This window comes from Aquimarina algiphila, assembly GCF_007489275.1.
Lineage (GTDB): Bacteria > Bacteroidota > Bacteroidia > Flavobacteriales > Flavobacteriaceae > Aquimarina > Aquimarina algiphila.
The window spans coordinates 1-13,648 of record NZ_VLNR01000047.1 but is presented as its reverse complement, the minus strand read 5'-3'; the positions used below and the strand labels follow the sequence as shown (position 1 = coordinate 13,648).

Here is a 13,648-nt window from a genome sequence, read left to right as displayed (position 1 = left end):
TAAGAACTTACATTGAAAATTAAATCCATAATATCAAAGTTTCGTTTTGATGATTCTATTATAAACAGGTTTGTAAAGGGAGCTTTTTGGGCGGTTTTTGGAAATGTTGTTGTAAAAGGCTTATCCCTGTTGTCTTCTATATTTATTGCTAGATTTTTAGGAAATTTTAGTTTTGGAGAGTTATCTGTTATCAAAACTACATTATCTGTATTTAGCCTAATGGCGACTTTTGGACTAGGCTTAACAGTAACTAAATACATAGCCGATAAAAAGAAAAATAATTTGCCTGAAATAGGAAAGGTCATTTTGGCGGCAAATAAAATAACCTTGTTTACAGGTTCTTTTTTGGGAATACTGATTATTATTTTTTCCCCATTAATTTCTAAATATATTCTTGAATCTGAGAATTTAATAATTCCTTTGAGAATATCTGGGGTTTTTCTATTTTTTAATGCAATGAATGTATACCAAATTGGCGTTTTGGGCGGTTTAGAAGCATTTAAAAAAATGGCAAGAGTTAATGTTATCGTTGGCCTGTTTTCATTTCCGGTAATGATTATAACAACGTATTTTGGAGGTTTGAATGGTGCTCTTGTTGGATTAACACTTGGTCTTATCTTTAATTGGTTTCTGAATAGAAAATTAATTAATAAAGAAGTTCTTAAACTAGGAATTGATCAAAGAGATAGTAAAGTGTCAATTGATTATATAAAGAAAATGCTAAAATTCAGTTATCCATTGGCATTAAGTGAAGGGGTATATTCCGTTACTAATTGGCTATTAATTTATCTTTTGCTGTATAAAACAAATTATGGAGAAGTAGGAATATTTAACTCAGCTAATCAATGGGCCCAAATGATTCTTTTTCTACCAGGAGCTATTTCTAATGTACTTCTTTCTTTTTTATCTAATCAAGAGAATGATGTCAAAAATTATAATAAGATATTAAAACTCAATTTGATATTCAATATTGGGATAACACTAGTATTTTCTATTTTGATTTCTGTTTTCTCTTCCTTTGTTTTCAGATTGTATGGAGAAAGTTTTGAGGGAGGAGAAAAGGTGTTGACTATCTTAGTTTTTTCTTGTATACCAATGAGTGTTATAGGTGTGCTAGAACATGTTTATATCTCAAAGTCAAAAACGGGAATGATTTTTATATTTAAACTTATTCGACAATCGATTTTGCTTTTGATTGCTTGGATAATGTTCTCTTTTTATAAAGAGGCGAGTTCTTTATCAATATCTTGGTTGGTTGGATATATAATTACAGCATTAATTATGATATTATATTTATTCAAAAAAAGAATCTTAAAGTTGAATTAATAAACCCTATTATTAAACATACGAATAATTATCTTTGCCAAATTATTGACTCTGTAATTCTTGTAAGCAAAAAAATAAATAAGTGAAAAAGGTTCTAATACTACAAAACACCATTTTACATTATAGAAAAGCATTGTATAACGAACTATCTAAAGATTATGAGGTAACAATTTTGCATTCCGGAACACATACTGTTACTGAAGATGATCGTTACAATGAAATCATATGTAAAAAGAGAAAGATAGGGCCTTTTTATATTCAACCAAAAGTTCTTTCTGAAGTTAGAAAAGATCATTATGATGCAATTATTTCAATGTTTGATATTCGTTGGATAAATAATTTAATCACAATGTATATTCATAAAAGAAGAACAAAGTTTATCTGGTGGGGAGCATGGGTTACAGACAATAAAATAGCTAATAAAATAAGATTATATTTAACCAATAAAAAATACAGTAGCATTCTGTACACAGAAGATGCAAAAGAAAGCTTTGTTAAGCTTGGTGTTGATAAGAATAAACTATTTGTAGCAAATAATACTTTTGATGTAGGAAAGCGAGAAAAATGTTATTTACATGAAAATAAAAACATGATATTGTTTGTGGGAAGTCTAAACAAAAGAAAACAAAATGATGTTTTAATAAAGGCTTTTGATAATATAAAAAACAATATAGCAAAAGATATTAGCTTGGTTTTTGTGGGCGATGGAGAAGAGGAAGGGTATTTAAAAAACTTAGTAAGTGATTTGCATTTGGATAAAAGAGTTGTTTTTGTCGGAAGAGTAGATGATACAGATAAGTTAATTGATTTTTACAAAAAGGCTATAGTTTCTGTGTCCTATGGTCAAGCAGGTTTAGCAGTACTCCAAAGTTTTGGGTTTGGTGTTCCTTTTGTTACTAAAAGAAATGCCATAAGTGGAGGCGAGAAAACAAATATTAAGCATGAAAAAAATGGTTTTTTTTGCGATGATAATGTAAAATCATTAGAACAAATCTTACTTAAAACAAGTAATGATATTGAGTATACTAGAAAATTAGGAGAATTTGCATATGAATATTATACAAATTTTTGTACTATTGAAAACATGGCAAAAAACATGGCAAAAGCCATTGAAAAATAACAAAAATATTTTTTTACAATACAGATAAAACTTAAAAAAGCTTTTAGAATGAAAGTACTAATATTAGCAGGAGGTTTAGGAACAAGGATTTCTGAAGAAACCCATCTTAAACCTAAACCAATGGTTGAAATTGGAGGGAAGCCAATTTTATGGCATATTATGAAAAGTTATTCTCATCATGGCTATAATGATTTTGTTATTCTATTAGGATATAAAGGGTATATCGTTAAGGAATATTTTATGAACTATTTTATTCATCAATCTGATATTACAGTTGATTTATCAGAGAATAAGACTGAGATACATAAAATTAATGCAGAGCCATGGAAAATAACATTATTAGACACAGGACTAAACACCTTAACTGGAGGTCGAGTTTTAAGAGCTAAAGATTATATAGGAAACGAACCTTTTATGTTAACATACGGTGATGGTGTGTCTGATGTAAATATTAAAGAATTAGTTTCCTACCATAAATCCCACTCGGGAGCTATTACCATGACTTCAGTTCAACCAGAAGGTAGGTTTGGTGCTTTAATTATTAAAGATAATAATGAGGTTACACAATTTTTAGAAAAACCAAAAGGAGATGGAGCATGGATAAATGGAGGCTTTTTTGTTTGTAACCCAGAAGTTCTTGATTACATAGATGATGATGAATCTATTTTTGAAAGAAAACCTCTTGAAAATTTGGCAAAGGACGGAGAGTTATTTGCTTATAAACATAAAGGTTTTTGGAAACCAATGGATACGTTAAGAGATAAAAATCAATTAGAAAAGATGGTTTCAACAAATAATGCTCCTTGGAAAAAATGGTAACATATCAGGACCTTTTTAAAGGCTATTACAAAGGAAAAAAAATTCTAATCACAGGACATACTGGATTTAAGGGGTCTTGGATGAGTTTAATTCTTAGTAAATTAGGAGCAGATGTGTATGGATACGCATTGGACCCTTATACAAAACCAAATTTATTTGAAAGTGCTAAAATTAATGAACTAGTAACATCGTATATAGGAGATATTCGAGATCATTCAAAATTATTTGATGTAGTAAATAAAATAAAACCGGATATCGTAATACACATGGCCGCACAACCATTGGTTAGAGAATCATATAGAAAACCAATGGAAACCTATGAAGTAAATGTGATGGGAACCATTAATCTACTCGAAGTTATTAGAGAGGTCGGTGGTGTTAAAGTTACTGTTAATGTAACTACAGATAAGTGCTATGAAAATAGAGAGTGGCATTGGGGTTATAGAGAAAATGAAGCGATGGGAGGTAAGGATCCTTATTCAAGCAGTAAGGCGTGTTCAGAATTAGTTACATCATCGTATAGAAGCTCCTTCTTTAATCCTGAAAATTTTGAGAGCCATAAAATGGCACTAGCATCAGCTAGAGCTGGAAATGTTATTGGTGGCGGAGATTGGTCAGATGATAGATTAATACCAGACTTTATAAGGTCTATTATTGATAATAAAAAAATAGAAATTAGAAACCCTAAAGCAATAAGACCTTGGCAACATGTTTTAGAATGTTTGTACGGGTATTTAACTTTAATTGAGAAAGCATCTAGAGGCGAAAAAAAATATTGTGACGCCTGGAATTTTGGACCAGATGAATCAAATTCAAGAAATGTAGAATGGATTGTTAGTGAACTATGTGGTATGTGGGGTGATCAAGCCTCATATTCTATTACTCCTAGTAATGACTTCCATGAAGCAAATTATTTAAAGTTAGATTGTTCAAAAGCAAAAAACGAATTAAAATGGTTCCCAAGATGGGATATCTCTACAACCTTAGAAAAGACAGTTCAATGGAATAAGGCTTTTATGAATGGTGAAGATGCAAGAGAGATTTCTTTTAAACAAATAGAAGAATATTTTTTAGCAGACTAAAAACGTCAGCAATAAAACTATATCTCAAGAAAAATATAGAACAAATTTAAAATAAGTTCTGGTTGTATAAGTTTAGAGAAAGGGCTTTGTGAAAAAAATATTAAGCTATAAAGTTGGTTAATGAAAATTGATAATTCGAAATTGAAGAGAAATATATTTATTGTTGGAGCCTCATCAAAATTATCGCAATCTATAAAAGAAAAATATGTAAATCATAATATAATTGATATATATAGGGAAACGTATAAATATTGGGTTGGGGTTGATGCGCAAGAATTAATACATGATTTTTTTGAAAAAGAAATTTCTGAAAATTCTATAATATTCATTCCAGCGGCAATTTTAAATCCAAATATTTCAAATGAACAAATACTAAAAATAAATTATGATTTGCCATTAAACATTATTGAAGCTCTTAAAAAATACAATGCTAGAATTGTAACTTTCGGAACTATATTTGAGAAGATGGGTTCTTCTAATAATAATTATGTTAATAGTAAAATAAAGCTATCAAGTAGAATTGAAGAGCTAGTTCAGGATAAACATAGGATAACTCATTTTAGACTGCATACTTTGTATGGTAAAGATTACCCTAATGAGTTTATGTTTTTAGGACAAATTTTTTCTGCAATTAAGAATAAAACAGAATTTCAGATGACATCTGGAGAGCAAATTCGAGAATATCATCACTATGATGATGTAACTGCTTCGATTTATGATCTTTTAATTAAAGATACTAATGGGGTTTTTGAAATGACTTATGGAAATGGGATGAGGTTAAAGGATTTAGCTACTCAAATATTTAGTTTTTTTGAAATGAACCAATTGTTAAAAATTGGCTTAAAGAATATAGATTACAAGGATAAATTTCAGAATGATTACTTAAAAAATGATGATTTGAACACTGCCTCTTTTAGAGAACCAATTAACGGGATTACCGAGTATTTAAAACAAATCATTTAAATTTTATATTAGTAAATATGGATGATATAAAAGCACCTTTGCAAGATAAAATCTTAACAATTGCAATTCCAACATTTAATAGATGTACTTTTCTTGATGAAAATCTAAAAAGATTGAAAAATCAGTATACTGAAAAAATTGATATTTTAATTTGTGATAATGCAAGTACTGATCAAACCTCTGAGGTTGTAGAAAAATATATAAACCAAGGGTTACCAATTCGGTATTATAAAAATTCGGAAAATTTAGGGTGGGAGAGAAATTTTGAGTTGTGTTTCAAAAGAACTATTGGGAAATATACAATGCTAATAGGTGATGACGATTTTATTATAGAACACGGTTTGGATTTAATTTTAGATTCCATTGAAGATAAAAAAACAGATTTGCTTTTTTGTAAAGCTTTTGGTTTTGATAAGCTTCCGCCAGAAAACACAAAAAAGTTTAGATCAACAGCCAAAGATTATAGTTTAGAGGTTTTTTTGAAGAAGACAATTTTACAGTTTAGACTTTTATCTTCTTATGTTATCAAATCAGAATATATTGAATCCAGTGGAAGTTTTACAGGAAATTTTGCGCATCTTCATGTAGTTTTTAATGTATTGCTTAAAGGAAATAATTTTTCAATCATAAATGAAAAAATTATAGCATGCAAAAAGGATAATTCAGATTTTGATCAAAAAACAAATTTCAGTGATATATACATGAAAGAGTTTTTTGAATTGTATAGAAAATATTTAGATAAAAAAGTTTCGAGTAAAAATAATGAGGACGTTGAAAAGATTATGATGTATGAATATTATCCTAAATATATCTTTAAAATGAGGATTAATATGTTGAAAAATGACCCAAATCTCGAAGAAAATTTCAATCTAATGTTTAAAAATCACAAATCATTTAATTTTTTAAAATTTGTTTTTTTAAAAAAGAACATTATTACTACCATTATTTTATTTTATATAATACTGTATTACCAAATTATAAATTTAATTAGAGCTTAATTTTATTTTAACTATATCAATGAATAACTAACTAATTATGAACTTGAAAAACATTGTATTAAGAATTAAAAACAAAGGAATAAACGGTGTGTTTAGGGCAATAGTTGGTAAAATAAAATATAAGTACTACCGACCAAAAATTGTGCTAAATAATAAGCATACAACAATAAAATTAGGTACCGACTATGGAGAAAAGGTATTTATTGATAGACCAACCCTTAAGAATTCAACAATAATAAGTTGTGGTGTTGGTGAAGATATTTCATTTGATATTGAATTTGCTAAAAAATATAATGCAACTATTATCATGTTAGATCCTACGCCAAGAGCAATTGATCATTATGATAAAATTATTGAACAAATTGAAAATGGTAACAGTGGTGTTGATCAAGTAAATAAGGAAAATGACCACCTACTAGAAATGTATGATCTTACTGGGGTTAACAAGGATCAATTGGTTTTAGAAAAGTTTGCTTTATGGACAGAGAATACTACATTAAATTTTTATTTACCAGTAAATAAAGCTAATGTATCGCATTCATTGGTTAATTTTCAAAACGATTATAAACAAGGTGATGAGTATGAACACATTAAGGTTAATGCTTTAACTTTAAGTGATATTATAAATAAATATAAAATCAATCAAATAGAACTATTAAAACTTGACATAGAAGGAGCCGAAATCGAGGTAATTAAAAAGATGCTTGATGACAAAATTTTTCCAAAACAAGTTTGTGTAGAGTTTGATGGCTTAAACGTACCCTCTAAACGAGCAAAATTTGATTTTGAAAGAATAGATAATATGTTACGATCAAATGGTTATGAATTGATTTATTATGATGGTTTAGCCGATTTTACTTATGTATTAAATGCTACTGACAAGAAAAATTAAATGGATACAAATATTGATCCATAAACTGAGTAATAATTGATATTACTATAGATTCAAAAAATAATTTTTGATAAAGAATTATGATAGGTGATCTTAGTTTTTCAAAAATAATTAATAGAAATAAAACATTAGCACAAAAAGTATTAATGCTTTTTGTGCTAATGTTTTTTATATCAGATCTTATTACCAAGATTTTCATTTATTTTGATGCATCTTTAAATAGGTTTGCTGGAATTATTAAATTAATTTTTGAATGTATAATGCTTTATTATATTATTAAAAAAAAAGAAAAACATTATGCGTTATTGTTAGGATTGATTCTGTTTTTTGCTTTTTTAATTAGTAATATAATAAGCAAAAGCTATTTTGATTACACTGTCGTTATAACAAATATTTACTACTTTAACAGATATATATTTATCTATTTATTTATTGTCTTTATAAAATCTGCAAAAATTAATTTTCAAGATTTTCAAGATTTTGTAAAAATATTTAAAAATGTAATATATGTTAATTCTGTTTTAATACTGATCGGATACCTTTTCGAGATCGAATTTTTTAGATCATATCCTTATTCTCTTCGCTTTGGATATGATGGTATATTTTCCAAAAATGGAGAAGCAGCATATTACTATATTTTTTGTATTTCAATTTTATATTATGAATACGTATTAAATAAAAAGAAGAGGTATTTAATAAAACTAATTATAATAAGTTCAATATCGTTATTAATAGGAAAAAAATCGATATTGCTATTTTTGTTTTTATTATCAATCACTCATGTAATATTTGTGATGAAGAAAAAAAAGATCTTATTTTTTAGCGTGATTTCGGCAATAATAGGACTTATTTTTTTTAAAAATAATATAGGGAGACTTATTTTTAAAATGTTCCCTTTTTGGGAGAATGTATATAATCGCTATGGTTTATTAGGAACGTTAACTTCTAAAAGAAGCACAATGCTGACTGATTTTATAGATTATATGATTCATGAATGGAATACACTTAATTATCTTTTTGGTATAGGAGAGTACGAAAAACATAAAATTGAATTTGAATTTTTTGATGTATTTATGTTTTTTGGTCTAATAGGCGTATTTGTTTTTTGGTTACTTTTTAAAAAGTACTTTTATAATAGATCAAATAGATTATCAGTATGTTTATTAATGAATATTTTGATCACTAGTTTTTTTTCCGGAGCATTATTTATAAGTGTGACAGGAATGATGTTTTTTTATATGGTTTTCCAGTGGATTAATGTTTTGAATAACAATCAATTGAATTCAGAATTAATTGAATAAATAATATATAAAATATCTTTGTTAGAATATATTAATTTGTTGATTTTTGCCTAATGTAACAAAAGATATTGAAAAAAATAAAATAAGGGTAATGACAGAAATAGAATATCAAATCTGCACAAACTGTGTGATGGATACTACAGATTCAAAAATTCTTTTTGACGAAAAGGGAGTTTGTGACCATTGCAACACCTATTATAAAGACATTTTACCCAATTGGCATACCGATGAAAGAGGTCATAATGCACTAAAAGAAATCGTCTCTAAAATTAAAAAAGAGGGAGAAGGAAAAGATTTTGATTGTTTGATGGGTATGAGCGGTGGTATTGATAGTTCTTATCTTTTGTATATGATGAAAGAAAAATATGGCCTTCGCCCTTTGGTTTTTCACGTTGATGCCGGTTGGAATTCTCAAATTGCAGTCAATAACATAGAACGCTTGGTTGATGGATTAGGGTTGGATTTATATACCGAAGTAATCAATTGGGAAGAAATAAAGGATTTACAGTTAGCTTATTTTAAATCAGGTGTTCCACATATAGATACTCCTCAGGATCATGCTTTTTTTGCAACAATGTATAAGTTTGCTTCGAAGCATAAGATCAAACATATTTTAACAGGAGGAAATTATTCGACAGAATGTGTTAGAAACCCATTAGAGTGGATGTATTATCAATCAGATTCCATTCAATTAAAAGATATCTTTAAAAAGCATGGTACTGGTAAATTAAAAGATTATCCAGTAACTAATATTTTATGGCATAAGGTATATCTTCCATATTTAAAAGGAATAAAGTTAATAAGGCCCTTAGACTACATTCCTTATCATAAGGATGATGCTATGCAAGAGTTAGTCGATAAATTTGGATATCAGAAATATCCACAGAAACATTTCGAATCTCGTTTTACTAGATTTTATGAAGCATACTGGTTACCCAAAAAATTTGGGTATGATACACGTAAAGTTCAGTTTTCTAGTTTAATACTTACTGGGCAAATGACAAGAGAAGATGCTTTGGAAGAGTTAAAGAATCCAGCTTATGATCCAGAAACAATTAAACAAGATTTTGAATTTATAGCAAACAAATTAGGAATATCTATAGAAGAACTACAAGGTTATATGGATGCTCCTAATAAAACATATAAAGATTATAAATCACAAGAAAGTATTTATAATATTGGAGCAAAAGTGATGCGTCTAATTGGATTAGAAAGAGGAGGTAAAAGATGATTAAAATAGTTAATTATGGGTCAGGTAATATCCAGGCTATATTAAATATCTATAAGCAATTAAATATAGAATGTCTTGTGGCTAATACTCCAGAGGAGCTTCTAGATGCTACTAAATTAATTTTACCTGGAGTTGGCGCTTTTGATGAAACCATGGATCAGTTAATTAAATCTGGTTTTAAAAAAGAATTGGATCGTTTGGTCTTAGAAGAAAAGATTCCTGTGATGGGAATTTGTGTTGGGATGCAGATTTTGGCAAAAAAAAGCGAAGAAGGACAATTAGCTGGGTTAGGGTATATTGATGGAGAAGTGAAAAAATTTGATAGTAGTAAATTTACTCAAAAACCATATCTGCCGCATTTGGGGTGGAATAGTATAGAGCCTACTGAAGAAAATAAAATTTTTGAAGGTATAGATTTTGATTATGGGTTCTATTTTTTACATACGTATTATTTTTCTTGCAATTCAATAGAAGATAGACTTGCCAGTACTCAATATGGAGATGAATTCTCATCAGCTGTTAATCATGATAATGTTTTTGGGATGCAATTTCATCCGGAGAAAAGCCATAGTAACGGAATCCAGCTATTTAAAAACTTTGCTAACTTATAAACTATGTTAAGATCTCGAATAATCCCCTGTTTATTAGTCAGAAATAAAGGGTTGGTAAAGACAGTTCAGTTTAAAGATTCAAAATATGTGGGAGACCCCATAAATGCTGTAAAGATATTTAATGAAAAAGAAGTAGATGAATTAATTGTTCTCGATATTGACGCTACAAAAGAAGGTCGAGAACCTGATTTTCAAATGATTCAGAATTTGGCCAATGAATCTAGAATGCCGCTTTGCTATGGAGGAGGAGTAAAAACAGTAGAACAAGCCAAAAAAATTATTCATTTAGGGGCAGAAAAGGTGGCTTTGAGCTCTGCAGTAATAGATGATCCGAATCTGGTTATTGATATTGCAAAGGCCGTTGGTGTACAAAGTGTAATAGTAGTCTTAGATGTTAAGAAGAAAGGCCTTTTCGGAAAATATCAAGTGTATACACATAACGGAACAAAAACCACGGGTAAAGATCCAAAAGAATTGGCGTTACAATTTGAAAAATTAGGAGTAGGCGAGATCGTGATTAATTCTATCGATAATGATGGAATGATGAAAGGATACGATTTAAAATTGATAGACTTGGTGAGATCTGCCATCAATATTCCTATGACTGTTTTGGGAGGTGCAGGAGAACTGACCCATATCAAAGAGATTATTAAAAAATATAAAGTTATAGGTGTAGCTGCAGGGAGTATATTTGTTTTTAAAGGCAAGTATAAAGCCGTTTTGATAAATTATCCCAACCGTTCTGAGATTAAAGAATTGTTAAAATAAGCTAAATAGAGTCTTTTTAGAGTAACATATTGTGATAATATTACATACACTTGTGTATAACAAATGATCTTAAAAAGATAATAATGAAAACAATAATAGGTTTACTTTTCTTAATCTTCATATTTATAGGTTGTTCTAGCGATGATGCACCAGTTACGAATTACACCTCGATTGAAAAAATAACTTGGGATGTACCTATATCCAATCCTCGTAAATGGTTTAGGTTTTATAATCAAAATATTCCACGTATGGATAGTATAGTTTATAAAAGTAGTAATCTAGGTGTAATAAGTACACATTCTTATTCTTATGGTGATAATGGTTTGTTGAAATCTAATCGTCGACCAAATGATGGTAGAACTTATTATTTCGATTATGATATAGATAATAAAATAATAAGATTTGAGGATTCTTTTGATACTGGCGATGGGAGTATTGATAATTCTCATAACTATTTTTATTTTAATAGAGATGTTATTATTGATTCTATATTAGGTGATTTTACTGGTGATAATCATGAACCAACATTAAAAGGTATAGTAAAATATTATCTTAATGAAGAACATATTATTTATAAAAGAGTAGAAGACGACATCATAACTGATTCTATAATTTATAACAGTAATTCACAACCTATAAAATGTTATAAGAATGATGGATCTTATTTAGAATACGTTTATTATGATAATTATAAGAAGCAATTTTTTTATAGTGAAGGAGATAACGGTTTTTATGTGGGAGATGATATTAATAATTATTTACTAGTACATGATTTTAACATAGAAAAAGTAATGAACAGAAAAGGAAATCCTTTTTTAGAAAAGATCATTTATTCTAGTGGAGAAGAAATCGTTTTTGATTATGAATTTTCTTCATTTGGCCTACCGTCAAAGTTAGAAAGAACTTCTCAAAATGGAACAGCTGTTTATGAATATTTTTATAAAGAGTAATTTGTTGATGTGATCTATAACTAATGTATAATATTAGCTTAAAAAGTAAATAAATATACCGAGGGCCTAACTTTATTTAAGTTGGCCCTCTTTTCAAATATAGTTTAGGGTAACTTCACTAAACAAATGTAAAATTATAGCAAGAAACAGGTTAATTTATTTGATTAGACAGTTATTTTGCCAAAATCTTTGAAAAGACTACTTATAATCAAGATGAAATAAATCATACAAGATCTTAAAACCAAACGAAGTGAAAATCTTAATTTTTACATCTCATCAACCAGATGCTAGATTTATAAAATACATTAATTTTTTAGCAAAAAATAATAAGGTAGATTTAGTTTATTTTCAAAGAAAAACACTTCCTAATATTGATTCTTCTATTGAAAAATCAATACTTAATAAAATTAACTTGGGAATAATCCCAAATGCTTCTCAACCTTTAAAGCGTCTAATTAAATACATATTAGCTACCAACGGATTAATGAGAATTCATAAGACATGCTATGATATAGTTCTAGTTAACAATTTTGACATTTTGTTTCTTTTTGTTTTTTCAAGGTTTTTTTTGAAAAAAAATAAAGACTGTAAGATCATTGCAGATATTTCTGATCTTCGAGAGTATGTTTTTAAATCTAACTTAAAAGATCGGATGATTTGTCGTTTTGAAAAATGGTTGTATATAAATTATTTAGACAAATTGATAGTAAGTTCTAAGAAATACCTCAATTATCATTTTAACGATTTTTTTAAAAAGGATGTTTTTGTGTTAGAAAATAAATTAATGCATCCATTTGTAGAAACAAATACATCTGAGATTTACTCAAAAGACAATAAAACCGTAATTGGTATTGTGGGATTGCTACTAAGAAAAAACGAGTATTTTAAACTCTTCGAGATATATAAGGAAGATCCAAAAATTGAAATTCATATTTATGGCAAAGGATTGTATCAGAACTTAGTTGAGGAATATGCTAAAAAATATGATAATATAAAATATTTTGGCCCTTACAATGCTTTTACCGATATCCATAAAATATATAAATCACTGGATATTATGTATCTGGTTTATGATAGTAATCAGGTATCTTTAAATAATCGTCTTGCTTTACCAAATAAACTTTATGAATGTATGGCGTTCAAAGTTCCAATATTATGCAGCTCAAATACTTATTTAGAAGAAATTGTAAAAAAAAATTGTATTGGCTTTTCTGTGGATTATAGAATTAAATCTGAAATTGAAGAGGGAGTCAGGTTTTTAATTGATAATCAAAAAGAAATACTGAGTAATTTTACTCTTTTGCCAAAAAACATCTACTATGGTAAAGATGATTATAAAAAACTAGAATCTTTTTTATTGAATTAGTTTTTATTTTTTTAGAACAAACCTTCTTGAACAATATTATCTAGCTGTTTACTTGATAATATTTACGAGTACAATTATTCACTAAGAAAATATTATTATAACCCGTTGTGCATTTAGTTAATATTAATTTTTAGGTTGTTTATATTTCTGTTGAATTCAAACCTATTGATATATTGAATAATGGTCATTGCTGTGATCTTTGATAAGATTCTATTTTTAAA

Annotated in this window: 13 protein-coding genes and 1 pseudogene; 13 read left to right on the top strand and 1 reads right to left on the bottom strand. The window is 28.0% G+C overall.

The window, feature by feature from the left end:
• Nucleotides 1-12 precede the first annotated feature (12 nt).
• The 13 genes from FOF46_RS20015 to FOF46_RS19955 all read left to right on the top strand — a co-directional run bounded on the left by FOF46_RS20015 (nucleotide 13) and on the right by FOF46_RS19955 (nucleotide 13,427).
• Entirely contained in the window at nucleotides 13-1,326 is a 1,314-nt protein-coding gene (locus FOF46_RS20015; RefSeq protein ID WP_109436204.1) for an oligosaccharide flippase family protein, read from the top strand.
• An 82-nt stretch (nucleotides 1,327-1,408) separates the two neighbouring features.
• Nucleotides 1,409-2,446, top strand: coding sequence for a glycosyltransferase family 4 protein (locus FOF46_RS20010; RefSeq protein WP_109436203.1), 1,038 nt, complete (start codon nucleotides 1,409-1,411; stop codon nucleotides 2,444-2,446).
• A 48-nt stretch (nucleotides 2,447-2,494) separates the two neighbouring features.
• Nucleotides 2,495-3,265 carry a glucose-1-phosphate cytidylyltransferase gene (rfbF, locus tag FOF46_RS20005; protein ID WP_109436202.1) on the top strand — a complete coding sequence of 257 codons (771 nt, stop codon included), beginning with the start codon at nucleotides 2,495-2,497 and terminating at the stop codon, nucleotides 3,263-3,265.
• Entirely contained in the window at nucleotides 3,259-4,347 is a 1,089-nt protein-coding gene (gene rfbG, locus FOF46_RS20000; RefSeq protein WP_109436201.1) for a CDP-glucose 4,6-dehydratase, read from the top strand. The genes rfbF and rfbG overlap by 7 nt, the downstream gene beginning before the upstream one ends.
• A gap of 120 nt (nucleotides 4,348-4,467) precedes the next feature.
• Nucleotides 4,468-5,310 (top strand): NAD-dependent epimerase/dehydratase family protein, encoded by an 843-nt coding sequence (locus FOF46_RS19995; RefSeq protein WP_109436200.1) that lies wholly within the window; start codon nucleotides 4,468-4,470, stop codon nucleotides 5,308-5,310.
• 17 nt (nucleotides 5,311-5,327) lie between these two features.
• Nucleotides 5,328-6,308: a glycosyltransferase family 2 protein gene (locus FOF46_RS19990; protein ID WP_109436199.1), complete on the top strand. Its 981-nt coding sequence runs from the start codon at nucleotides 5,328-5,330 to the stop codon at nucleotides 6,306-6,308.
• Nucleotides 6,309-6,345: 37 nt separating this feature from the next.
• Nucleotides 6,346-7,200, top strand: coding sequence for an FkbM family methyltransferase (locus tag FOF46_RS19985; protein ID WP_109436198.1), 855 nt, complete (start codon nucleotides 6,346-6,348; stop codon nucleotides 7,198-7,200).
• A 794-nt stretch (nucleotides 7,201-7,994) separates the two neighbouring features.
• A complete protein-coding gene (locus FOF46_RS19980) occupies nucleotides 7,995-8,501 on the top strand; it encodes a hypothetical protein (RefSeq protein WP_143917663.1) in 507 nt (168 codons plus the stop codon).
• 91 nt (nucleotides 8,502-8,592) lie between these two features.
• Nucleotides 8,593-9,732, top strand: coding sequence for an N-acetyl sugar amidotransferase (locus tag FOF46_RS19975; protein ID WP_143917662.1), 1,140 nt, complete (start codon nucleotides 8,593-8,595; stop codon nucleotides 9,730-9,732).
• Complete coding sequence (gene hisH, locus FOF46_RS19970) at nucleotides 9,729-10,343, top strand: imidazole glycerol phosphate synthase subunit HisH (protein ID WP_109436196.1); 615 nt, start codon at nucleotides 9,729-9,731, stop codon at nucleotides 10,341-10,343. The genes FOF46_RS19975 and hisH overlap by 4 nt, the downstream gene beginning before the upstream one ends.
• Before the next feature lie 3 nt (nucleotides 10,344-10,346).
• The gene (locus FOF46_RS19965; protein WP_143917661.1) at nucleotides 10,347-11,111 is read left to right on the top strand and encodes an AglZ/HisF2 family acetamidino modification protein; all 765 of its coding nucleotides are present in this window, start codon (nucleotides 10,347-10,349) and stop codon (nucleotides 11,109-11,111) included.
• 83 nt (nucleotides 11,112-11,194) lie between these two features.
• The gene (locus FOF46_RS19960) at nucleotides 11,195-12,061 is read left to right on the top strand and encodes a hypothetical protein (protein ID WP_143917660.1); all 867 of its coding nucleotides are present in this window, start codon (nucleotides 11,195-11,197) and stop codon (nucleotides 12,059-12,061) included.
• 250 nt (nucleotides 12,062-12,311) lie between these two features.
• Complete coding sequence (locus tag FOF46_RS19955; protein ID WP_143917659.1) at nucleotides 12,312-13,427, top strand: glycosyltransferase; 1,116 nt, start codon at nucleotides 12,312-12,314, stop codon at nucleotides 13,425-13,427.
• A 113-nt stretch (nucleotides 13,428-13,540) separates the two neighbouring features.
• Here the strand turns inward: FOF46_RS19955 and FOF46_RS32620 are convergent.
• Nucleotides 13,541-13,648: pseudogene (locus FOF46_RS32620) on the bottom strand (IS982 family transposase); the annotation flags it as partial.